This window comes from Aurantimonas litoralis (assembly GCF_026153195.1).
Taxonomy (GTDB): Bacteria; Pseudomonadota; Alphaproteobacteria; order Rhizobiales; family Rhizobiaceae; genus Aurantimonas; species Aurantimonas coralicida.
On record NZ_JAPFBM010000007.1, the window covers coordinates 37,191 to 60,550 of the forward strand.

Here is a 23,360-nt window from a genome sequence, read left to right on the forward strand (position 1 = left end):
GCCGGATTTCCACATGCGCCCGCCGGTCCGGCGCGGCGTCGTCCGCAGATGCCCTCCCGGCAGCACGGCTTCGTTGCCGTCGCCGCTGCCTTGACGGGCGGGCCGCCGGACGCAGGCAAGGTGAGCAATGGCCTCCGAGATACGATACCCGCGGGTGCTTCTGAAGGTGTCCGGTGAAGCTTTGATGGGGTCGCAGGGCTTCGGGATCGACGTCGCGGTGGCCGATCGGATCGCCTCCGACATCGCCGAGGCGCATCGGCTGGGCGTCCAGGTCTCCGTCGTCGTCGGCGGCGGCAACATCTTCCGCGGCGTGGCGGTGGCCTCCAAGGGCGGCGACCGCGTCACCGGCGACCACATGGGCATGCTCGGCACCGTCATCAACGCGCTGGCCCTGCGCACCTCGCTGATCAAGCTGGGCGTCGACACCATCGTCCTGTCGGCGATCGCGATGCCCGAGATCTGCGAGAGCTTCTCCCAGCGCAGCGCGCTGGCGCACCAGGCCGCGGGCCGGGTGGTCATCTTCGCCGGCGGGACCGGCAATCCGTTCTTCACCACCGATTCCGCCGGCGCGCTGCGCGCAGCCGAGATGGGGGCGGCGGCCCTGTTCAAGGGCACCCAGGTCGACGGCATCTATTCCGCCGATCCCAAGAAGCACCCCGACGCGGTGCGCTACGACACGCTGACCCATGACGAGGTCCTGCAGAAGGGCCTGGCCGTGATGGACGTGGCGGCCGTCGCGCTGTCGCGCGAGAACGACATCCCGATCGTCGTCTTCTCGATCCACGAGAAGGGCGAGTTCGCCAAGATCCTGTCCGGCGGCGGCCGGGCGACGATCGTTACCGAATAACTGCGTCCGCGCAGTCGAGAGCCGAAAGAGGACATCATGGCCGAAATGGATCTGAACGAACTGAAGCGCCGCATGGATGGCGCGATCGCCAGCCTGAAGGGCGACCTGACGGGCCTTCGCACCGGCCGCGCCTCGCCGAGCCTGCTCGATCCGATCTATGTCGACGCCTACGGCTCGAAGATGCCGCTCAACCAGGTGGCTAACGTCTCGGTGCCGGAGCCGCGCATGGTCACCGTCACCGTCTGGGACAAGCAGATGGTGGGCAAGGTCGAGCGCGCGATCCGCGAGAGCAATCTCGGCCTGAACCCGATCACCGACGGCGCGACGCTACGCATTCCCCTGCCGGAGCTGAACGAGCAGCGCCGCAAGGAGCTGGTCAAGGTGGCGCACCAGTATGCCGAGGGCGCCAAGGTCGCGGTCCGGCATGTCCGGCGCGACGGCATGGAAACCTTGAAAAAGCTGGAAAAGGACGGCGATATCGGTCAGGACGAGAGCCGTCAGCAGTCGGACCGCGTCCAGAAGATGACCGACGAGACGATCGCCGAGATCGACTCGGCGCTTGCCGTCAAGGAAGCGGAAATCATGCAGGTCTAGCCTGCCATGGGCGTCGACCTCGTCGTCGCGGCGGAATGATCGAGGGAAGGGCTGATACGGTGCGGGATCTCCAACACGTCGCCATCATCATGGACGGCAATGGGCGCTGGGCGAATGCCCGCGGCCTGCCGCGCAGCATGGGGCACCGTCGGGGCGTCGAGGCCGTGCGCGAGGCGGTCCGCGCGGCGGGCGAGCTCGGCATCCAGTATCTGACCCTGTTCGCCTTCTCCTCGGAGAACTGGCGTCGCCCCGAGGCCGAGGTCGAGGAGCTGATGGGGCTGCTGAAGCACTTCATCCGCCGCGACCTCGCCGAACTGCACAAGGAGGGCGTGCGCGTCCGGGTGATCGGCGAGCGCGAGAACCTGTCGTCGGACATCCGCGCGCTGCTCGAGGAAGCCGAGAACCTGACGCGCGATAACCAGCGCCAGACTCTGGTGGTCGCCTTCAATTACGGCGCCCGCGACGAGGTCGCCCGGGCCATGCGCCGCGTCGCCGCCAAATACGCGGCGGGCGAGGTCGAGCTCGAGGGGCTGACCGCCGAGTATCTCGACGAGCATCTCGATACCGCCGGCATTCCCGATCCCGACCTGATCATCCGCACCAGCGGCGAGCTGCGGCTGTCGAATTTCCTGCTCTGGCAGGCAGCCTATTCCGAATTCGTCTTCCTGCCGTGCCTGTGGCCCGATTTCGACCGCAAGGCGTTCGAGGAGGCCATCGCCGATTATTTCAGCCGGGATCGTCGCTACGGCGGGTTGTCGCGCGAAATCGCTTCCTGATCCGATGGGCCTGGAACTTCGACGGTTCTTTCTCGCCGGCAGCTGGTCCGACCTGAAGTCCCGCGTCATCTCCGCGCTGATCCTCGGCATCATCGTCATCGCCCTGACCGCCATCGGCGGCTGGCCGTTCCGGGTGCTGTGCGCGCTCACCGGCATCATCGTCTTCGACGAATGGGCGCGCATGACCCGCGCCAAGCGCGTCCGGCCGATCTACCACTTTGCCCGCGGTGCCCTGATCGTCGCCGTCGTCGCGCTGGTCTTCGATCTCGGCCTGCTGGCGGTCGTGATCGTCGGTGCGGCGATGATCTTCATCGCCGCGACGGACCGCGACGAGCGCAGCGCGCGCTGGGTGCATTGGGGCCTCTTCTACGCTGGCGCCGCGGCGCTGGCGCCCGGCATGCTGCGCGGCTCCGATCCCGCCGGCCTTGCGACGCTCGGCTTCATCATCGTCGTCGTGTGGTCGACGGACATCTTCGCCTATTTCACCGGCCGCACGCTGGGTGGGCCGAAGCTGCTGCCCGCAGTGTCTCCGAAGAAGACGCTGTCGGGGGCGGCCGGGGGCCTCCTGGCCGGAACGATCCTTGGCGCGGTCTATGCCCATTTCGTCAGCGGCGAGGTCGGGGCCTTCATCATCGTCCTGGCGGCGATCCTGTCGGTAGTCGGGCAGGCGGGCGACCTGTTCGAATCCTGGATCAAGCGGCGTTTCGGCGTGAAGGATTCGGGCCGTCTCATTCCCGGTCATGGCGGGCTGATGGACCGTATCGACGCGCTCGTCGTGGCGATGGCCGTGACCTGGGCCGTCGGCGTGGCGATCGCCGGATTCGGCGAACCGGCCCGTGGCATATTTGCCCTCTGAGCGCATCGATTTCAGCGCGGGCGCCGTCATCATTGCGACTTGTTCGTCAACTGCTATGGAAAGGGTCCCGCGGCGCCGCTCGAAAGCGCGCAGCCACGGGCATTGTCTGATCATTTGAATGCGGCATCGTCCCGACCGGATGTCGATGCCGGTCCGGAACCGGCGGTCCGGGTTGGAACGCGAAAGGGTGCGGAATGGAATCGCCTGTCGGGCTCGCCCAGATCTGGAGCGGAGGCCTCATCTACATCGTCCCGTTCCTGTTCGTCCTGACGATCATCGTCTTCTTCCACGAGCTGGGGCATTTCCTCGTCGGTCGCTGGTGCGGCATCAAGGCGCTGGTCTTCTCGGTCGGCTTCGGCCCGGAACTGATCGGCTTCAACGACCGGCGCGGCACGCGCTGGAAGCTCGCGGCGGTGCCGCTGGGTGGCTACGTCAAATTCCTCGGGGACGAGAACGCGGCCTCGGTACCGGACCGCGCCGCGGTGGACGCGATGTCGGATGCCGAGCGCAGCGGGGCGTTTCCGGCCAAGAGCGTCGGGCGCCGTGCCGCCACGGTGGCCGCGGGCCCCATCGCCAACTTCATCCTGGCGATCGTGATCTTCGCCGGCGTCGCCTATGTCGAGGGACGCGTCGTCGGCGATCCGGTCGTGGCCGAGGTGAGGGACGGTTCGCCCGCCGCGGCCGCCGGCTTCAAGCCGGGCGACAAGGTGCTGTCCGCCGACGGCGAGACGATTCGCTATTTCTCCGACCTGCAGCGCTATGTGTCCTCGCGGGCCGACACGCCGATCCGCATGACGGTGGAGCGCAACGGCTCGCCGGTCGAGCTCACGGTGACACCGCGCAGCGAGGTCCAGACGGACGGGTTCGGCAACGAGTTCAAGGTGCCGGTCGTCGGACTGGTAGCCAACAATGACGGCTCGTCGTTCCGGGTGGAGAGCCTGTCGCCCGTGGAGGCGGTCGCCTACGGCGTCTCGCAGACCTGGTTCGTCACGACACGGACCGTGGACTTCATGGGCGAGGTGGTCACCGGTCGCCAGAACGCCGACCAGATCGGCGGTCCGATCCGAATCGCGCAAGTGTCGAGTCAGGTTTCGACGATAGGACTGGGCGCGCTGCTCAATCTGGCGGCGCTGCTGTCGGTCTCCATCGGGTTGCTCAACCTTCTGCCGATTCCGATGCTGGACGGCGGACATCTGCTGTTCTACGCATTCGAGGCGATCCGTGGCCGGCCCCTGAGCGAACAGGTGCAGGAAGTCGGCTTCCGAATTGGGCTCGCACTGGTGATGCTGCTTATGGTATTCGCCTTCTGGAACGATATTTCGGGACTCGTCTGATGAGTCCCGCCGGGTCGGGGGACTTGGGGGCTTGCAAACTGTTAACCAAAGCGACGATGTCCGTGACAACGTTGCAACGGCTTTTCCGATTCCTAAAGGGACTCGGGCCAGTTTGCTTGAACGGACTCGGAAAGCCGGTACAAGGCAACGATGCGCATTGCTCCCACTGCGTCTCGATACAATGATGAAAAGGTGGCTGGGCCAATGAGGGCTGGAACGAATATCATGCGCGCGGTCTCCGCTGTCGCGCTCTCCTCGACGGTTCTTGCAGCTGCGACCCTCGGGGCCCAGCTTGCCGCTGTCACGGTCGCCGAGGCGGCTGTCGTCAATCGCATCGACGTTCGCGGCAACAGCCGGGTGGAAGCGGACACGATCCGCGGCTTCATGCAGATCTCGGCCGGACAGAACGTCTCCGAAGCCGATCAGGATCAGGCGGTCCGTCGCCTGTTCTCCACCGGCCTCTTCTCGGACGTGCGTATCAGCCAGTCCGGCGGCACGCTGATCGTGCAGGTCGACGAGAACCAGATCGTCAACCAGGTGCTCTTCCAGGGCAATTCCAAGGTGAAGGACGAGCAGCTCATCGCCGCCGTCCAGACGCAGCCGCGCGCAGCCTATTCGAGCGCGACCACGCAGGCCGACGTCGACGCCATCCAGGCCGCCTACACCAGCATCGGCCGCAGCGACGCCATCGTCACCGTGCGCACGCAGGAGATCGGCGAGAACCGCGTCAATGTCATCTACGACATCCAGGAAGGCGACCGCACCAAGATCGAGAGCATCAGCTTCGTCGGCAACAACGCCTTCGGCGACAGCCGGCTGAAGCAGGTCATCGCCCTGCGCGAGAGCGGCATCCTGAGCTTCATCCAGCGCAACGATATCTACGATCCAGAGCGCCTGCGCACCGACGAAGAGACGCTGCGCCGCTTCTACTACAACCGCGGCTATGCGGATTTCCGCATCGTGTCGTCGGTGGCCGAGCTCGACGAGAGCCAGAACAGCTATTTCATCACCGTCACCGTCGACGAGGGTGAGCGCTACAGCTTCGGCAACGTGACGATCGACAGCACCGTCGCCGGCGTCGACACCGAGTCGCTCTATGGCGAGATCGAGACCCAGACGGGCGAGGTCTACAGCGCCAAGGACGTCGAGGACACGCTGGTCAATCTGACCAACAGCCTCGCCAATGCCGGCTTCGCCTTCGCGCAGGTCACCCCGCGCGGCGACCGCGATTTCGCCAGCCGCACGATCGCCATCGACTACGTCATCGACCAGGGCCCGCGGGCCTATGTCGAGCGTCTGGAAATCCGCGGCAACACCAAGACCCGCGACTATGTCATTCGCCGCGAGTTCGACGTGTCCGAGGGCGACGCCTTCAACCAGGTGCTGGTGCAGCGCGCCAAGCAGCGCCTCGAGGACCTGAAGTATTTCGAGAAGGTCTCGGTTTCGACCGCGCCCGGCGCCGAGCCGGACCGCGTGATCGTGATCGTCGACGTGGTCGAGAAGGCCACCGGTGAGCTGTCGCTGGGCGGCGGTTACACGACCGGCGGCGAAAGCTCCGGTCCGGTCGCCGAGATCGGCGTCACCGAGCGCAACTTCCTCGGCCGCGGCCAGTTCATCAAGGTCTCCGCAGGCTTCGGTGCCGACACCCGGAACTACAGCCTGTCGTTCACCGAGCCGTATTTCCTCGGTCGGCGTCTGGCTGCAGGTTTCGACGTATATCGCAGCGAGAGCAGCTCGGGCGATTACGACTCCGAGCGCACCGGTGGCGACATCCGTATCGCGGCGCCGATCACCGAGGATCTGACGGCCCAGATCGCCTACAACATCAAGCAGGAAAAGTTCGGCGACGATAACGGCACGACCTACAACCAGTTCACCAATGCGCAGCTGGTCGACGGAAGCGGCAATCTCTTCGAGAGCACCTGCGGCACGCCGAACCCGAACAGCAATATCGTCGATCTGAACGGCAACGCGGCCGTGGCGCCGCCCTATACGGACTCGCCGATCATCAACCAGGCGATCTGCGAAAGCCCGTATCTGACGTCGTCGGTCTCCTACGCGCTGACCTACAACACGCTCGACAACACCAACGATCCGCGCAACGGCTTCTTTATCCAGGCCGGGCAGGAATTCGCCGGTGTCGGCGGCGATGCGAACTTCGTCAAGACGACCGGCAAGGCCAGCTATTTCCACCTCCTGAACGAGGAATACGACGTGATCGGCTCGCTCAATGCGGGCGGCGGCAACGTCACCTCCTTCGGCGGCGACGGCCTGCGGGTGTTCGACAACTTCTTCAAGGGCCAGGACATCGTTCGGGGCTTCGACTACAAGGGCATCGGCCCGCGCCAGAACGGCGTGTCGATCGGCGGCAACAACTATGCCAACGCCTCGGCCGAAGCGACCTTCCCGCTGCCGGGTATCTCGCGTGACCTCGGCTTCCGGGGTGCGGTCTTCGCGGATGCCGGTTCGCTCTGGGGCAGCGAGTACGAGAACGATCCGGGTGTCATCGGCGTCGATGCCTCGCTGCGCGCGTCGGCGGGCGTCGGCCTGATCTGGGCATCGCCCTTCGGTCCGCTGCGGGTGAACTACGCCCATCCGCTGGCCAAGGAAGATTTCGACGAGCTGCAGGAATTCTCCTTCGGATTCTCGTCCCGCTTCTGATCGACAATGTGGGGGCCGGCTTGTCCGGCCCAGACCGTCCCGATGCATGAATTGACTTTCTTCCCGCGCGGCGACGGTCTCACCCTTGCGGAGCTGGCAAGCCTTACGGGCGCCAGCTTGGGCGAGGGGGCCGACCCGGCACTGCGGATCACAGGCGTCGCCGCCCTGTCCGAGGCAGGGCCGCAGGACCTGTCCTTCTTCGACAGCAAGCGCTACAGCGCCGAGCTCGCGGCAACGCGGGCCGGCTGCGTTCTCGTCTCTCCCAAGAATGTCGGGCTGCTGCCGTCGGGCATGCCGGCGCTGGTGACCGCCGGTGCCGCGATTGCCTTCACCGAGGCGGGCCGGGCGCTGTTTCCCGGTGCCGTCCTGCCGACGCCGGCCACCGGATCGCACGGTGTCTCGCTCAAGGCCGACATCCACCGCGAAGCCAAGCTTGAAGACGGCGTGACGGTGGAAGCCTTCGCGTCGATCGGTCCCAGCGTCGAGATCGGCCGCGGGACGATCGTCGGTGCGGGCGCCGTCATCGGCGCCGGCTGCCGTATCGGCCGCAATTGCCGGATCGGCTCGAACGTGACCGTGACCCATGCGCTGGTCGGCGATCGGGTGATCCTGCATCCCGGCGTGCGGATCGGTCAGGACGGGTTCGGCTACACGGCGGGGCCCACCGGTCTCGTCAAGGCGGTGCAGATCGGCCGTGTCATCATCCAGGACGATGTCGAGATCGGCGCGAACACGACCGTCGATCGCGGCGGCGTTCGCGATACGGTGATCGGCGAAGGCACTAAAATCGACAACCAGGTCCAGATTGCCCACAATGTGCGGATCGGGCGGCACTGCGTGATCGTCGCGCAGGTCGGCATTTCCGGCAGCACGACACTCGGCGACGGCGTGATGATCGGCGGTCAGACCGGCATCAACGGCCATCTGACGATCGCCGATGGTGCCCAGATCGCGGCCGTATCGTCGGTCGCCGGTGACGTGCCGAAGGGCGCGCGCTGGGGCGGCACGCCCGCAAAACCCGTTCGGGACTGGTTTCGTGAGCTCATGACGTTATCTGAGCTTGCGCAACGGGGACGTTCTCCAAGGAAGACAGATGAGTGACGACGCGATGGTACTCGAAAGCGCCGATATCCTGGAGATCATGGAACTTCTACCCCACCGCTATCCGTTCCTGCTGGTCGATCGCATCATCGACATCGACGGGGACCGCAGCGCGATCGGGATCAAGAACGTCACCGCGAACGAGCCGCATTTCCAGGGACATTTCCCGACGGCTCCGGTGATGCCGGGTGTGCTGATTCTCGAGGGCATGGCCCAGACCGCCGGCGCCATCTGCACCCGGGCGACCGGCGGCGGCACGCCGCAGCTCGTCTATCTGATGACCATCGACGGCGCCAAGTTCCGCAAGCCGGTGGTTCCGGGCGACCGGGTCGAATACCACGTGACCCAGTCCAAGAAGCGCGGCAACATCTGGAAGTTCGACTGCGTTGCGCAGGTCGACGGGGTCAAGGTGGCTGAGGCGGTCGTCAGCGCAATGTTGTCGCCCCGCGGCCCGAACTGATCATGGCCGAGACGACCATACATCCGAGCGCCGTCATCGAGGACGGCGCGGTGATCGGTGACGGCTGCGAGATTGGTCCGTTCTGCCATGTCGGGCCGCAGGTGCAGCTCGGGGCCAACAGCCGCCTGCGCTCGCATGTGGCGCTGTGGGGCAACACGGTGATCGGCGAGAACGCGCAGATCTGGCCGTTCGCCTCGCTCGGCCATGCACCGCAGCATCTGAAATATCGCGGCGAGGACACCAGGCTGGTGATTGGCCGCGACTGCCTGATCCGCGAACATGTGACGATGAACCCCGGCACCGTGCAGGGGCGCTCCGAAACGACCATCGGCGACAATTGCGCCTTCTTCACCGGTGCCCATGTCGCCCATGACTGCATTGTCGGACGCAATGTCACGGTGATCAACAACGTCATGCTCGCCGGTCATTGCACGATCGGCGACTATGCGACGATCGCCGGCGGCTCGGGCATTCACCAGTTCACCCGTATCGGCCACCATGCCTATGTGGGCGGCCTCGCGGCGGTCGAGGGGGACGTCATCCCCTTCGGCATGGTGCTGGGCAACCGCGCCTATCTGTCGAGCCTCAACGTCATCGGCATGAAGCGGGCTGGCTTCGATCGCGAAGCGATCCGCAATGTGCGCCGCGCCTACCGGATGCTGTTTTCCTTCGATCTGACGTTCAAGGAGAACATGGACGAGGTGCAGAGCGAGTTCCCCAACGATCCGCTCGTGCAGGATCTCCTCGGGTTCATCCGCTCGGGCGGCGACCGCGCCCTGTGCTTTCCGCGCCATCCCCAGCTAAGCTGACAATGGCCGGACTGGCTCCCGATCGGCCGGGCGACGCTCTCGGTCTGGTGGCGGGGGGCGGTTCGCTGCCGCGTCTGGTGGCGGAAGCGGCACGCGCCTCGGGCTGGCGGGTCGTCGTGGTGCGTATCGGCGACGGCATGGCCGACGACTGGGCCGGTTACGAGGGGGGCGCCTATCCCTGGGGCCGTACCGGCGACGCGATCGCCTACATGAAGTCGTGCGGGGTGCGTCGCATGGTGTTCTGCGGCACCGTCAGCCACCGTCCCGATTTCCGCTCGCTCATTCCCAGTTTCCAGACCCTGATCCGGCTGCCGGCGGCGCTGAAGATCGTACGGGGCGGCGACGACCGGCTGTTGCGTGCCCTGTCTCGCTACATGGAGCGTCAGGGATTCGAGATGCTGGCGGTACAGGACATCGTTCCGCAGCTTCTGACCCCCGGCGGCACGCTGACCCGCCGCGGGCCTGACGCGGATGAAGAACAGGCGCTGCTGCTCGCCTCCCGGGCCGCGAGACGGCTGGGCGAGCTCGACATCGGGCAGGCGGTCGTCGCGTCCCGGGACCGGGTGATCGCGCTGGAAGGGATCGAGGGCACGCGTGAGATGCTGCAAAGGGTCGCCGATCTGAAGACCCGCGGTCGCATCGGGCGTTCGGAGCGCTGCGTGCTGGTGAAAAGCGTCAAGCCGACCCAGGATGAACGCTTCGACCTGCCGAGCATCGGCGGCGCCACCATCGAGGAGGCGGCCGCAGCCGGCATCACGGTGATCGGGGCGACGGCCGGGCGCAGTCTGGTCCTCGGGATCGACGATGTGCTCGAGGCCGCCGAAGCCGCGGGAATCGCCATCGTCGGGCTCGAAGAGGATACCGGTATGGCAAACGGCGACGACGGGGGAGACCGGCCATGACGACCATCGCCTTCGTGGTCGGGGAAGCGTCGGGGGACCGGATCGGGGCCGATCTCATTCGCGCCCTTCGTCCAAAACTTGGCGACGGATTGCGGCTGGTGGGGCTTGGCGGCGAGGCGATGCAGGCCGAGGGTCTCGACAGCCTGTTCGACATCGACGAATTGTCGATCATCGGGATCGGCGCCATTCTGGCGCGGCTGCCGCAGCTGATGCGCCGACTGTCTCAGGTGGCCGACGCGGTGATCGCCGCGCGTCCCGATATCCTCGTCATCATCGACAGCCCGACCTTCTCCCACCGGGTGGCGAAGCGGGTGCGCGAGAAACTGCCGGACGTGCCGATCGTCAATTACGTGCCGCCGACGGTCTGGGCCTGGCGCGAGGAGCGGGCACAGAAGATGCGGGCCTATGTGGACCACGCCATCTGTATCCTGCCCTTCGAACCCGCGACCATGAAACGGCTGGATGGGCCGCCGTCGACCTATGTCGGCCATCCGCTGATGCGGGTGCCGGCGCTGTCGCAGATGATCGCGGACCCGGCGCGCACCGCGCCGGAGCGTACTCCGGCATCGCCGCCGCGTCTCCTGATCCTACCGGGGTCGCGCCGCGGCGAGATCAACCGGCTGATCGATGATTTCGGCCGTACCTTCGATGTCCTGCGCGGGCGTATGCCGGGCGTCACGGCGGTTATTCCGGCGCTCGAACGGCATCGTCCTCTGATCGAACAGAAGATCGCCGGCTGGGAGGTGAAGCCCGAGATCGTCACCGGTGAGACCGCGAAATGGACGGCCTTTGCCGAAGCCGACGCGGCGCTGGCGGCCTCCGGCACGGTGTCGCTCGAGTTGGCGCTCGCCGACGTGCCGATGGCGCTGGCCTACCGGCTCGACCCGGTGGCCTACCAGTTCCGGCACCTGATTTCGGCCTGGACGGCAGCGATGCCGAACTTCATCGTCGGGCATGCGCTGGTGCCGGAGCATTTCCACGAATTCGTGCGGCCGGAAATGCTGGCCCGCCGGCTCGAGCGGCTGATGACGCAGACGCCGGAGCGGGCGGCACAGCGCGCCGGCTTTGCCGACATCCGCGAAATGATGCGGATCGACGTGGCGCCCGGCGAGGCGGCCGCTGCGATCGTCCTCGATTGCATCGCGCGCGGCAGGACGTCCACCCAGACGTAGAAACGGGCGCCGCAGCGCCCGTTTCTTGTTGATCTCGAAGCGGAAACGCCTCAGCCGCGCTCGTCGACCGCGACGTAGTCGCGCATCTCGGCGCCCGTATAGAGCTGGCGGGGACGGCCGATCCGCTGATGCGGGTCCTCGATCATCTCCTTCCACTGGGCGATCCAGCCGACCGTGCGCGCCACGGCGAAGAGCACCGTGAACATGGTGGTCGGGAAGCCGAGCGCCTTCAGGGTGATGCCCGAGTAGAAGTCGACATTCGGGTAGAGCTTCTTCTCGATGAAGTACTCGTCGGTCAGGGCGATGCGCTCGAGCTCCATCGCAACTTCGAGCAGCGGATCGTCCTTGATGCCGAGCTCGTCGAGGACCTCGTGGCAGGTCTGCTGCATGATCTTGGCGCGCGGATCGTAGTTCTTGTAGACCCGGTGGCCGAAGCCCATCAGGCGGAACGGATCGTTCTTGTCCTTGGCCCGCGCGATGAACTCGGGGATGCGGTCCTTGGTGCCGATCTCCATCAGCATGTTGAGCGCGGCCTCGTTGGCACCGCCATGGGCAGGACCCCAGAGGCAGGCGATGCCGGCGGCGACGCAGGCAAACGGGTTGGCGCCCGAAGAACCGGCCAGCCGGACCGTCGAGGTCGAGGCGTTCTGCTCGTGATCGGCATGGAGGATGAAGATCCGGTCCATGGCCCGCGCCAGCACCGGGTTGATCCGGTAGGGCTCGCACGGCACCGCGAAGCACATGTGCAGGAAGTTCTCGGCATAGGCGAGATCGTTGCGCGGATACACGAAGGGCTGGCCGATATGGTACTTGTAGGCCATCGCCGCGATGGTCGGCATCTTGGCGACCATGCGCAGGCTCGCCACCATCCGCTGGTGCGGATCGGCGATATCGGTCGAGTCGTGGTAGAATGCCGACAGGGCGCCGACCGAGCCGACCATGACAGCCATCGGATGCGCGTCGCGGCGGAAGCCCGTGTAGAACCGGCTCATCTGCTCGTGAACCATGGTGTGCCGGGTCACGCGGTAGACGAAGTCGTCCTTCTCGCGGGTCGTCGGCAGTTCGCCGTAGAGCAGCAGGTAGCAGGTCTCGAGGAAGTCACCGCGCTCGGCGAGCTGGTCGATCGGGTAGCCGCGATGCAGCAGCACGCCCTCGTCGCCGTCGATGTAGGTGATCTTGGATTCGCAGGACGCCGTCGAGGAGAAGCCCGGGTCGTAGGTGAAGAGACCGGTCTGCTTGTACAGCGCGGTGACGTCGACGACGTCCGGTCCGATGCTGCCGCTGCGAACGGCCAGATCCGCATCTTTCTGACCCAATGTGAGCTTCGCCGACTGTTCCGTCATGCGTTTTCCCTTCGATGATAGCCGCTCAGGTATCGACCTCTCGCAGCGCACACAGATTGTTCAGATGCCTGACTACTCCAAACCCAGGAGTGCGACAAGTTTCCGATCACGCAATGTGTTGCGCCGCAATAGTCCTGTCCTTGGTCAGGCCGACTGGTCGCCCAGCCGCGCCAGCGATTCGTCCCGGCCCAGCACGGCCAGTACATCGAACACGCCCGGGGAGGTGGTGCGGCCGGTCAGGGCCGCGCGCAGGGGCTGTGCCGCCTTGCCCAGCTTCAGGCCGTTCTCCTCGGCATAGGCGCGTACTATGGCCTCCAGCTCCGCCGCAGACCAGTCCGGGGCCGCCTCGAAGCGCTTGGCGAGCGCGCCGACGATCTCGCGGCCGCCATCGTCGAGAATCGCCGCCGCCTTGTCCTCGAACGACAACGGCCGGTCGGCGAACAGATAGGCGGTGCTCTCGGTGAGCTCGACGAGGGTCTTGGCGCGTTCCTTCAGCCCGGGCATGGCCGCGGTCAGCTTGGATCGGATCTCCTCGTCTGAGCGGGTCTTCAGGATGCCGCCATTGGGCAGCACGTCCCGCTCGGCCATCAGCATGTCGACCAGGGTCGCGTCGTCGCTACGCCGGATCCAGTGGCCGTTGAGCGCTTCCAGCTTGGCGAAGTCGAAGCGTGCGGCGCCCTTGTTGATCTCGCCCAGATCGAACCATTCGATCATCTCCTCGGTGGAGATGATCTCGGAATCGCCATGGCTCCAGCCGAGCCGCACAAGGTAGTTGCGCAGCGCCACCGGCAGATAGCCCATGGCCTGGTAGGCCTCGATGCCCAGCGCGCCGTGGCGCTTCGACAGCTTGGCGCCGTCGGCGCCATGGATCAGCGGGATGTGGGCCATCACCGGCACGTCCCAGCCCATCGCCTTGTAGATCAGCGTCTGGCGACCGGCATTGGTCAAATGGTCGTCACCGCGGATGATGTGGGTGACGCCCATGTCGTGATCGTCAACGACCACGGCCAGCATGTAGGTCGGGCTGCCGTCTGAGCGCAGCAGCACCAGATCGTCGAGATCCTTGTTGGGAAAGCGGACGTCACCCTGAACCTTGTCGCGGACGATCGTCTCGCCCTCCAGTGGCGCCCGCAGGCGGATCACCGGCTTGACGCCCTCGGGGGCCTCGGACGGGTCGCGGTCGCGCCAGCGGCCGTCATAGCGCGGCGGACGCTTCTCGGCGCGTGCGGTCTCGCGCATCTCTTCCAGTTCGGCCTGGCTCGCGTAGCAGCGATAGGCCTCGCCCTTGGCAAGCATCTCCTCGACCACCTCGCGATGGCGGTCCGCCCGCTCGTACTGCGACACCGGCGGCTCGTCGGCGGTCAGGCCCATCCAGTCGAGGCCGTCGATAATCGCCTGGACCGCCGGCTCGGTCGAGCGGGCGCGGTCGGTGTCCTCGATCCGCAGCAGCATCTTGCCGCCCGTTGCCCTGGCGTAGAGCCAGTTGAACAGCGCCGTGCGCGCGCCACCGATATGCAGGAAGCCCGTCGGCGAGGGGGCAAAGCGGGTCACGACGGCGTCCGTCATGGTCTCTCCGATATTGATACGCTGAGTGTTGGGAGCGATCGGCGTGGATCGCTTTCGCTTGGCGGCTGTGTACCATAGGCGAGGGGAGAGACAAGCCGACGGGACCGGACGGCATGGACAGCGCCAGCGATCGCGACGAACGCGCAGGCGCGGCCTTCGGGCGGCGCGACGCCGTTCGGGCGGCGTTCCGGCGCTGGCGGGCGACGATCGCGCTGCCGCCGCGGGCCCGCTGGCGCCATCTCGGCCGGGACTGGCTTGCCGACCAGTTTGCCGCCGAGACCCGCGCCCGCACCGGTTTCCTTCTGGTCCCGCTCGGCCTGATGATCGGCGTGGCGCTCGTCCACGGTGCCGGCTGGGCCCCGAATATCTGGCTGACCGTCCTTGCCGCCATCGCGAGTCTTGCTCTTGCGCTGCGCCGTGCGGGGCGCCCCGTTCTGCACCCGATGCTGATCCTGGCGGGGTTCACCCTCGTCGGTACCTCCCTTGCGATCGGCGAGATCCAGCGCACCGAAACGACGATCCTCTCGGGCCAGGCGACGGTGCGCATTGCCGGTCCGGTCGTCTCGCGGGAGCGCACGGAGGACGGACGCTATCGCTATGTGGTCGCCGTCACGGAAACCGAGCGGCCGGTCCTGTCGCGACCGCCGGAGCGCGTGCGTATCGTCGTCGGCAGTCGACACGAGCCGATTGCGCCCGGCGGCCTCTATCGCGGTCTCGTCCGGCTCGGGCCGCCGTCCGGTCCGGCATTTCCCGGCAGCTACGACTTTGCCATGGCGCCGTTCTTTGCCGGGATCGGAGCCTATGGTTATTCGCTCGGCGCGCCGGAGGCCGAGCCGACCCCGCCCGCGGCGAGCGACGACGGAGACGGCCTTCTTGCCGAGCTGCGGCGAGTGCAGACTCGGACGCGCCTTGCCCTGACCGAGCGGATCAGCATGGTGATCGGTGGCCGCGAGGGCGCCATCGCCGCGGCCCTCATCACCGGCGAACGTGCCGGTATCCCCGACGATGCCCGCGAATGGCTGCGCGGCACGGGGCTTGCCCATGTCCTGTCGATCTCGGGCCTGCACATGGCGATTGTCGCCGGCTTCGCCATGCTGGCCGTGCGGTCGTCGCTATCCCTCGTGCCGGCCATCTCGCTGCGCCTGCCGGCGAAGAAGATCGCCGCCATCGTCGCGCTCGTGGTCGCGGCGATCTACCTGGCGATCTCGGGCGCCAATGTCGCGACCCAGCGCTCCTTCGTGATGCTGGCGATCATGCTCGGCGCGGTGCTGATCGACCGCCCCGCCTTGACGCTTCGCAACGTCGCGATCGCCGCCATCGTCGTCATCCTCGTCGCGCCGCATGCCGTGATGACCGCCAGCTTCCAGATGAGCTTCGCGGCGACCGTGGCACTGATCGGCGGCTATGCTTCCCTCTCGCAATGGCGCGCGGGGCGCGAACGCGGCCGCGAGACGCATAGGGGCGTCGGCGGCAAGATCCTCGTCGCGCTCTCCGCGATCATGGTCACGTCGCTTCTCGCGGGATCGGCGACCGCGCCTTATGCCGCCTATCATTTCCACCGGATGGCGGCCTTCGGCTTCGTCGCCAATCTCCTGACCATGCCGCTGTTCACGCTGTGGATCATGCCGCTGGCGCTGGTGGGAACGCTGCTGATTCCGTTCGGGCTCGATTCCTGGCCATTCCAGGCGATGGGAGCCGGCCTCTGGCTCGTCCTCGAGATCGCGCGCAATGTCTATGCCTGGCTGCCCGACCAGGCGATCGGACGCGTGACCGCCTTGGGGCTTCTGCTGCTGACGGCGGCAATCCTCACCGCATCCTGTCTCGCAAGCCGGTTGCGCTGGCTTGGCCTCCCGCTGGCACTGGCCGGATTCATTGCTGCGCCCGACAGGACAGCCCCGCCCGAGCTCCTGATCTTTGAGGACGGCAAGGAGGTCGCGACCCTCGCGGCGGACGGCCAGCTTGCCTTCCTGCGCGCAAGGCCCAGCGGCTTCATCGCGGAACAATGGGAGCGGGCCTTCGAGGCACGGGCGCCGCGGGGCGAGGACACCGAGCGAATCCGTGCGACGCTTCCCGCGGAGTGCGCGGCCAAATATTGCCGCTTCACCACGCGCGGCGGCCTGCGTGTGGTCTGGACGGAGGATTATGCCCGCACGGGCAATGCCTGCGACGAGGCGGATGTCGCCATCGTCTCGCGGGCGATCCGGCTTGCCGAATGCCGGTCCGGCGCCGTCCTGGTGACGCTGCGCACGCTGCGACGCACGGGCTCGCTGGCGATCGGCCGGGAGGCGGCGACGGGCCGGCCCCGCATCGTGCAGGCGATCAGCGATCCGCCCGAACGCTGGAACGTCCACCGGCTTGCGCCCTGGCCGGAATATTGGCGCAAGCCCGCCGCGCCGGACTCGCCGGTGACTGTCACGCAGCCGGCGTCGGCGACCGTCAGCAATAGAGGCCCGGCCGGTTCAGGCCGAACCGCGACGGCTGCGCCCTGAACGAGGACGGGCCGGTTTCGGGCCTCAACTCTTCGGGCGCGAGTCGCGAGGGCTTATCATCCGTTCTGCGCCGACCGTGTCCCGTTCGAAGCGGTCAGTAGCGGCGGATCAGGCCGATCAGCTTGCCCTGGACCTTGACCCGGTCCGAGCCAAAGATCCGGGTTTCATAGGCCGGATTTGCCGCCTCCAGCGCAATCGTGTCGCCGCGACGGCGGAAACGCTTGAGCGTCGCTTCCTCGTCGTCGACGAGGGCGACGACGATCTCGCCCGGAGTCGCCGTGTCGCCCCGGCGGATGACCACCGTGTCGCCGTCGAGAATGCCGGCCTCGATCATCGAATCGCCCTTCACTTCGAGGGCGTAATGTTCGCCGCTGCCCAGCATGTCCGGCGGAACGACGATGGAATGGGTGTTGTGCTGGATGGCCGAGATCGGCACGCCGGCGGCGATGCGTCCCATGACCGGGATGGCCGTCGAGGCAGACGCCTTGGCCGGCGCCGGCTGCACCGCGGGTGCGGGCCGGGCCGTGTCGCGGCTGCCTTCGATGACGCTCGGCTTGAATCCGGTGCGCCCGACGGGGGCCGGGCGGTTGCCCTGAATCGACTCGGGCAGTTTCAGGATTTCCAGCGCACGGGCCCGGTTGGGCAGGCGGCGGATGAAGCCCCGTTCCTCGAGCGCGGTGATCAGGCGGTGAATGCCGGACTTGGACCGCAGGTCCAGCGCGTCCTTCATTTCATCGAAGGACGGGGGCACACCAGTCTCGCGCACCCGATCGTTCACGAAGACCAGAAGATCGTGCTGCTTGCGCGTCAGCATCCGGGCGACTCCTCAAAACAAAACCTGAACAAAGCTATCTGTTCTAGTTGTGTTCCGCAAGTGGCTCCAGCGCCGTCAGGGGGACGTAATCGCAGGGATCGCCTGCTTCGGCCGGTGCGGCGCGGACCGGCCGGACGAGCAGCGCATCGGCCGCGGCATAGATCGACAGCAGCGAGGAATCCTGCCGCGACAACGGCACGATGCGGGGCGGGCCGGCGCCGTCCGGTTCGATCCGGGCGCGCACGAAATCCGTGCGGTCGCCATTGTCCGGCATCGGCGCGGCGAGAACGCCCCGGCGGTAGAGCGGACGCGCGGGCCGGCCCGCGAGGCGCCGGACCAGCGGCGCCAGGAACAGGGTCGCGGCGACCATGGAGGACGCGGGGTTGCCGGGCAGGCCGACGACCCGCATGTCGCCCAGCCTGCCGGCCATCAGCGGCTTGCCGGGGCGCATCGCCACCTTCCAGAAGTCGAGGGAGACGCCATGGGCGGCGAACACCTTGCCGACGAGATCGTGGTCGCCGACCGATGCGCCGCCGATGGTGACGAAGATGTCGGCGCCGTCCGCGATCGCCTGCGTCAGCTGGGCATCGATGGCCGCTTCCCGGTCGGGCGCGATGCCGCAATTCAGTGGCAGGCCGCCGGCCTCGCGCACCAGTGCGGCGACGCCGAAGGTGTTGGAGGCGACGATCTGCGACGGGCCGATGGTCTCGCCGGGCAGGACGAGTTCGTCGCCGGTCGCCAGGATCGCAACACGGGGACGGCTGCGTACCGGGATCGCCGGATGGCCGCCGCTGGCGGCCAGCGCGATGGCGCCCGGGGTCAGCACCGTGCCGGCGGTCAGAAGCGGCGTGCCGGCTGCGAAGTCGATTCCCGCTGGGCGGATGTGCTGGCCGACGACGACCGGCGCCGTCGCCGTGACGGTGCCGTCCCGCCGGTCGGCGTTCTCCTGGATCAGGATGGCGTCTGCGCCGGCCGGGACCGGCGCTCCGGTGGAGATGCGGATGGTCTCGCCTGGCTGCAGCGTGCCGTCATAGGCATGGCCGGCGGCCGATTCGCCGACGAGCCGCAGGGAGGGGAAGGGCGCTTTGTCGCCAAGGTCGGCGGCGCGGACCGCGTAGCCGTCCATGGCGGAGGCGTCGAAGGCCGGCTGGGTGCGCAGCGAGGCAAGGTCCGCCGCCAGAATGCGGCCCGACGCGTCGCGCAGAGGGAGCGTCTCGGTGCGGACGAGGGGGCGGGCGTCCTCAACGAGGAGACGGTAGGCCTCCTCGACGGGTATGAGACTCACGACGCGGCGTCCGCCGACCAGTCGCCGGAGCGGCCGCCGGATTTTGCCAGGAGGCGGATGCCGCTGATGGTCATGGAGCGGTCGACCGCCTTGGCCATGTCGTAGATGGTGAGGCAGGCGACCGAGACGGCCGTCAGCGCCTCCATCTCGACGCCGGTCTTGCCGCCGACGCGCGCCGTCGCGGTGACCCGCAGGCCGGGCAGCGCAGGCTCGGCGGTGATCTCCACGCCGATCTTCTCCAGCATCAGCGGATGGCAGAGCGGGATCAGCTCGTGGGTCTTCTTGGCGCCCATGATGCCGGCAATGCGGGCAATGCCGATGACGTCGCCCTTCTTGGCCTCGCCGGCCAGGATCAGATCGAGCGTCGCCGGCTCCATCATCACGAAGCCTTCGGCCTCGGCGACGCGGCGCGTCCGCTCCTTGTCGCCGACATCGACCATGGACGCGGCGCCGGTGGCGTCGAGATGGGTCAGCGTGGCGTCGCGCGGATCGCTCATGCGGGCACCGTGACGGCGGGATCGCCGCCGATCAGCGCACGGGTCGCGGCCTCGACGTCGTCCTGACGCATCAGGCTCTCGCCGACGAGAAAGGTGCGGATGCCGTGCCCGGCAAGGCGCAGGCAATCGGCATGGGTGAAGATGCCGCTCTCGCCGACCAGGACGCGATCGTCGGGCACGAGGGCGGCGAGCCGCTCGGCGGTGTCCAGCGAGGTCTCGAAGGTCCGCAGATTGCGGTTGTTGATGCCCAGCAGCGGCGAGGCGAGGGCGAGCGCCCGCTCGGTCTCGGCCTCGTCATGCACCTCGACCAGCACGTCCAGGCCATAGGCGACGGCCGCGGCTTCGAGGTCGCGGGCGAGGGCATTGTCGACTGCGGCCATGATGATCAGGATCGCATCCGCGCCCCAGGCCCGGGCCTCGGCCACCTGATAAGTGTCGTAGAGAAAATCCTTGCGCAGCGCAGGCAGGCTCGTCGCCGCGCGCGCCGCCGTCAGAAAGGACGGATCGCCCTGGAAGGACGGGGTGTCGGTGAGGACGCTGAGACAGGCGGCGCCACCGCGCTCATAAGCGGCTGCGAGGGCGGGCGGGTCAAAATCCTCGCGGATCAGGCCCTTGGACGGGCTCGCCTTCTTCACTTCGGCGATAAGCGCAAACTCGCCGGCGCGGTGCCGCGCGCCGAGCGCCGCCGCAAAGCCGCGCGGCGGCTCGACGGCAGTGAATTGGCCTTCGAGATCGGCCTGCGAGATCCGCTGCTTGGCGGCGGCGATCTCCTCGCGCTTGTAGGCCTCGATCCGCTGCAGGATGTCGCTCATTTGGTTTCCCCCGCAATCGCCTGGGTGACCGCGGCCAGCCGCTCCAGCGCGGCGCGGGCGCGGCCGCTGTCGATAGCGTCGGCCGCCTTGGCGATGCCCTCGCGCAGATCGGCCGAATGGCCAGACATGACCAGGGCGCCGGCCGCGTTCAGGAGGACGATCTCGCGATAGGCATTGTCGGCCCCGTCGAGAACGGCGCGCAAGGCGGTTGCGTTGGTCGCGGCGTCGCCGCCCTTGATGTCGGCCAGCGGCCAGCGGCGCAGGCCGACATCCTCCGGCTCGATGGCGAACTGGCGGATTTCGCCATTCTCCAGCGCCGCGACTTCGGTCGTGCCGCAGACCGTCATCTCGTCGAGACCGTCGCCATGGACGAGCCATGCGGATTCGGTGCCGAGCGCGCGCAGCGTCTCGGCCATCGGCACCAGCCATTCACGCGAGAACGAGCCCAGAAGCAGCTTGCCGACGCCGGCGGGGTTGGACATCGGTCCGAGCAGGTTGAAGATCGTGCGGGTGCCGAGCTCGACGCGGCTCGGGCCGACGAACCGCATGGCGGCGTGGTGGGTCGGCGCGAACATGAAGCAGATGCCGGCGTCCGCGAGAGCCCGCGCAATGGCATCTGGCTTCAGGTCGACATTGACGCCGAGCGCCATCAGGACGTCGGCCGCGCCGGATTTCGACGACAGGGCGCGGTTGCCGTGCTTGGCGACGACAAGGCCGCAGCCGGCCAGAACGAAGGCGGAGCAGGTGGAGACGTTCAGCGTGCCGGCGTGATCGCCGCCGGTGCCGACGATGTCGACGGCTCCCGCCGGCGCCTCGACCCGCAGCATGTTGGCGCGCATGACGTCCACCGCGCCGGCCATCTCGTCGACGGTCTCGCCGCGCACGCGCAGCGCCATCAGGAAGCCGCCGATCTGCGACGGCGTCGCTTCGCCGGACATCATGACCGAAAAGGCCTCGCCGGCCTCGGCGCGGTCCAGCGTCTCGCCCGCCGCGACCTTGGCGATGTAGGGTTTCAGGCTCTGGCTCAACGGATCAGGGCCTTTGCCCGCTCGATGCCCGCCGGGTGAACGGCGATGGCGGTGTCGTTCTGGAGCAGCGACACGTAGGTCTTCAGAATGTCGTTCTCCAGCATGCCGGTCATCTGTCCGCGCTCGTTGGCGGCGACGTTGGCCGCAGGGTCTGCCGGCGGCGCAACCTCGACGACGCGCAGGACGATCTGCGAGCCGGCCTCGCGACCAGCGGCCGTGGCGACCGTGCCGGTTCCGCCGGAGAACGCCGCATTGACGCCCGCCTGGCCGAGTTCCGACACGCCGGACTGGCGCGAGATCGCCGCTGCCGTTCGGGCTTCGGCGTCGACCGCGGCCGCGGCATCCGCCATGCTCTGGCCGGCCTGCAGCTCAGTCTTCATCTGCTCGGCACGCTCGGCGAGCTGCCGGTCCGTCTCGGCGGCCTTCCAGTCGGCCACAACCCGGTCGCGCACCTCGTCGAGGGTGCGGTCGCGGGCCGGGTCGATGCTGATCACGTCATAGAAGACGTAGCCATTGGACTGGAAGTTGATCGGGACATTGTCGAGGCCGGGCTCGGTCTCGAAGACGCCGGGCAGGAATTCCTGCGCCGATGGCTGTTCGGCGACGGGCTGGCCGTCCGGGCCGTTGCCCTCGCGGTCGACGGCCGGGATCGTCTGCACCGTCAGGCCGGCACTCTGTGCCGCTTCGGCGAAGGTCGCGCCGCCGGCGCGGGCATCCTCGAAGGCGTTGTAGGCGCTGTTGGCCGTATCGCTGGCCGCCACGAGTGCCAGTGCCGAGCGAATCTCGTCGGAGACCTCTTCCAGCGTCCGCACGGTTTCCGGCTGGATTTCGGTAATCTGCAGGAGCACCGGGCCGAAGGCGCCGCTGACCACGTCCGATACTTCGCCCTCGGCGAGCGAGAAGGCCGCCTCGGCGACGGTCGCATCGGGGATCTGCGACCGGGTGACGAGGCCGAGATCGATATCGGCCGGGCTGCGACCGGCATCCCGCGCGACGTCGGCAAAGCTGGTGCCCGCCTCGAGCTTGGCCTTGGCCGCTTGCGCAGCCGCTTCGTCGGGGAAGGCGATCTGCTGCACCCGGCGCTGCTCGGCCGTGGTGTAGCGCTCCTTGTACTGCTCGTAATCCGCTGCGACCGCCTCGTCGGTGATCGTCGTCGGGTCGGCCATCGCCTCGGGCGTCAGCACCGCGTAGGCCACCGAGCGATATTCTGGCGCGGCGTAGGTCTCGCTGTTTTCCTGGAAATAGGTCGCCAGAACCTCGTCCGACGGGTCGGCGACGGGAGGAATGGTGGCGGGGGTCAGCGTCACATATTCGATCGTGCGCCGCTCGCCATTGTAGAGGCCGAGCGCCGTGGAGAAGGCGTCGGGAATGGCGATGCCTTCCGAGACCGCGTCGACGATCTGGCTGCGCACCGCCTGGTTCTCCTGGCCGCGAATGTAGTCGGCCTCGCTGATCCGGGCGTTGTAGAGCGCATTCTGGAACTGGGCGCGGGAGAAATTGCCGGAGGCATCCTGGAAGGTCGGGTCCTCGGCGATCACCTGGGCGAGGCGGTCCTGCGACAGGCCGAGATCGATGCGGCGGCCCTGCTCGTCGAGGACGGCGCCGGCGACGAGCTGGCTGATGACGGACTGGCCGATGCCGAACATCTCGGCTTCCTCGGCGGTGGGCCGCCGACCGATCTGCTGGGCGAGACGGGATTGAGCCCGGTTGTAGGCCAGCGCATAGTCCTGCAGCGACACTTCGGTCTCGCCGGCGGTCAGCACGGCATTTGCCACCCCGCCGCGAAAGACGTCGCCGATGCCCCAGACGGCAAAGCTGAGCACGAGAAGGCCGAGCAGGATCTTGGCCGTCCAGCCGGAAATGCTGCCGCGGAGCGTGTTGAGCATGATGGTCTCCCGTTCGCCCGACAAGGATCGTCGCGCGCGAGGCGATCCTGGGCATTCTGTTCCATGCCTTTTAGGAAACCGGGCCCATCGGACGCAAGCGACCCGCACGATTGATTTACGCCCTTCGA

At 67.5% G+C, this 23,360-nt stretch carries 20 protein-coding genes; 12 read left to right on the forward strand and 8 right to left on the reverse strand.

Annotation, left to right across the window (positions count from 1 at the left end; all coding sequences use genetic code 11):
* The first annotated feature begins 127 nt into the window (after window positions 1-127).
* The 11 genes from pyrH (at window position 128) to lpxB (ending at window position 11,512) form a co-directional block, all read left to right on the forward strand.
* The gene (gene pyrH / locus N7I30_RS14765) at window positions 128-847 is read left to right on the forward strand and encodes a UMP kinase (protein ID WP_024350599.1); all 720 of its coding nucleotides are present in this window, start codon (window positions 128-130) and stop codon (window positions 845-847) included.
* Between the two features lie 36 nt (window positions 848-883).
* Window positions 884-1,441, forward strand: a complete 558-nt coding sequence (gene frr / locus N7I30_RS14770) for a ribosome recycling factor (RefSeq protein ID WP_498639857.1) — start codon at window positions 884-886, stop codon at window positions 1,439-1,441.
* A gap of 35 nt (window positions 1,442-1,476) precedes the next feature.
* Window positions 1,477-2,217 carry an isoprenyl transferase gene (locus tag N7I30_RS14775; RefSeq protein WP_024350601.1) on the forward strand — a complete coding sequence of 247 codons (741 nt, stop codon included), beginning with the start codon at window positions 1,477-1,479 and terminating at the stop codon, window positions 2,215-2,217.
* 4 nt (window positions 2,218-2,221) lie between these two features.
* On the forward strand, window positions 2,222-3,073 hold the full coding sequence (locus tag N7I30_RS14780; protein ID WP_498639860.1) for a phosphatidate cytidylyltransferase: 852 nt from the start codon (window positions 2,222-2,224) through the stop codon (window positions 3,071-3,073).
* A gap of 194 nt (window positions 3,074-3,267) precedes the next feature.
* Window positions 3,268-4,407 (forward strand): RIP metalloprotease RseP, encoded by a 1,140-nt coding sequence (gene rseP / locus N7I30_RS14785; RefSeq protein WP_498639862.1) that lies wholly within the window; start codon window positions 3,268-3,270, stop codon window positions 4,405-4,407.
* A 204-nt stretch (window positions 4,408-4,611) separates the two neighbouring features.
* Window positions 4,612-7,068: an outer membrane protein assembly factor BamA gene (bamA, locus tag N7I30_RS14790; protein WP_277027574.1), complete on the forward strand. Its 2,457-nt coding sequence runs from the start codon at window positions 4,612-4,614 to the stop codon at window positions 7,066-7,068.
* 42 nt (window positions 7,069-7,110) lie between these two features.
* Window positions 7,111-8,169 (forward strand): UDP-3-O-(3-hydroxymyristoyl)glucosamine N-acyltransferase, encoded by a 1,059-nt coding sequence (lpxD, locus tag N7I30_RS14795; protein WP_498639864.1) that lies wholly within the window; start codon window positions 7,111-7,113, stop codon window positions 8,167-8,169.
* Window positions 8,162-8,629 (forward strand): 3-hydroxyacyl-ACP dehydratase FabZ, encoded by a 468-nt coding sequence (gene fabZ / locus N7I30_RS14800; RefSeq protein WP_024350605.1) that lies wholly within the window; start codon window positions 8,162-8,164, stop codon window positions 8,627-8,629. Before lpxD ends, fabZ begins: the two co-directional genes overlap by 8 nt.
* A 2-nt stretch (window positions 8,630-8,631) precedes the next feature.
* Entirely contained in the window at window positions 8,632-9,438 is an 807-nt protein-coding gene (gene lpxA, locus N7I30_RS14805; protein ID WP_009209490.1) for an acyl-ACP--UDP-N-acetylglucosamine O-acyltransferase, read from the forward strand.
* Between the two features lie 2 nt (window positions 9,439-9,440).
* Window positions 9,441-10,340 carry an LpxI family protein gene (locus N7I30_RS14810; protein ID WP_498639866.1) on the forward strand — a complete coding sequence of 300 codons (900 nt, stop codon included), beginning with the start codon at window positions 9,441-9,443 and terminating at the stop codon, window positions 10,338-10,340.
* A complete protein-coding gene (lpxB, locus tag N7I30_RS14815; protein WP_498639868.1) occupies window positions 10,337-11,512 on the forward strand; it encodes a lipid-A-disaccharide synthase in 1,176 nt (391 codons plus the stop codon). The genes N7I30_RS14810 and lpxB overlap by 4 nt, the downstream gene beginning before the upstream one ends.
* A gap of 50 nt (window positions 11,513-11,562) precedes the next feature.
* Here lpxB and gltA read toward each other — a convergent pair whose 3' ends face one another.
* Complete coding sequence (gene gltA, locus N7I30_RS14820) at window positions 11,563-12,855, reverse strand: citrate synthase (protein WP_009209493.1); 1,293 nt, start codon at window positions 12,853-12,855, stop codon at window positions 11,563-11,565.
* Between the two features lie 144 nt (window positions 12,856-12,999).
* Window positions 13,000-14,421: a glutamate--tRNA ligase gene (gene gltX / locus N7I30_RS14825; protein ID WP_498639871.1), complete on the reverse strand. Its 1,422-nt coding sequence runs from the start codon at window positions 14,419-14,421 to the stop codon at window positions 13,000-13,002.
* Between the two features lie 113 nt (window positions 14,422-14,534).
* On the opposite strand from gltX, the gene N7I30_RS14830 reads away from it, so the two are divergent.
* Window positions 14,535-16,910, forward strand: a complete 2,376-nt coding sequence (locus tag N7I30_RS14830) for a ComEC/Rec2 family competence protein (RefSeq protein ID WP_498639873.1) — start codon at window positions 14,535-14,537, stop codon at window positions 16,908-16,910.
* A 94-nt stretch (window positions 16,911-17,004) separates the two neighbouring features.
* Here N7I30_RS14830 and lexA read toward each other — a convergent pair whose 3' ends face one another.
* The 6 genes from lexA to N7I30_RS14860 are packed head-to-tail and all read right to left on the reverse strand — an operon-like array spanning window position 17,005 to window position 23,232.
* Window positions 17,005-17,724 (reverse strand): transcriptional repressor LexA, encoded by a 720-nt coding sequence (gene lexA, locus N7I30_RS14835; RefSeq protein WP_498639875.1) that lies wholly within the window; start codon window positions 17,722-17,724, stop codon window positions 17,005-17,007.
* Between the two features lie 43 nt (window positions 17,725-17,767).
* Window positions 17,768-19,009 carry a molybdopterin molybdotransferase MoeA gene (locus tag N7I30_RS14840; RefSeq protein WP_498639877.1) on the reverse strand — a complete coding sequence of 414 codons (1,242 nt, stop codon included), beginning with the start codon at window positions 19,007-19,009 and terminating at the stop codon, window positions 17,768-17,770.
* Window positions 19,006-19,506 carry a cyclic pyranopterin monophosphate synthase MoaC gene (gene moaC, locus N7I30_RS14845; protein WP_370192310.1) on the reverse strand — a complete coding sequence of 167 codons (501 nt, stop codon included), beginning with the start codon at window positions 19,504-19,506 and terminating at the stop codon, window positions 19,006-19,008. The genes N7I30_RS14840 and moaC overlap by 4 nt, the downstream gene beginning before the upstream one ends.
* On the reverse strand, window positions 19,503-20,318 hold the full coding sequence (trpC, locus tag N7I30_RS14850; RefSeq protein ID WP_498639880.1) for an indole-3-glycerol phosphate synthase TrpC: 816 nt from the start codon (window positions 20,316-20,318) through the stop codon (window positions 19,503-19,505). The genes moaC and trpC overlap by 4 nt, the downstream gene beginning before the upstream one ends.
* Window positions 20,315-21,346 carry an anthranilate phosphoribosyltransferase gene (trpD, locus tag N7I30_RS14855; RefSeq protein ID WP_498639882.1) on the reverse strand — a complete coding sequence of 344 codons (1,032 nt, stop codon included), beginning with the start codon at window positions 21,344-21,346 and terminating at the stop codon, window positions 20,315-20,317. Before trpD ends, trpC begins: the two co-directional genes overlap by 4 nt.
* The gene (locus tag N7I30_RS14860) at window positions 21,343-23,232 is read right to left on the reverse strand and encodes a peptidyl-prolyl cis-trans isomerase (protein ID WP_498639884.1); all 1,890 of its coding nucleotides are present in this window, start codon (window positions 23,230-23,232) and stop codon (window positions 21,343-21,345) included. The genes trpD and N7I30_RS14860 overlap by 4 nt, the downstream gene beginning before the upstream one ends.
* Window positions 23,233-23,360: the final 128 nt, after the last annotated feature.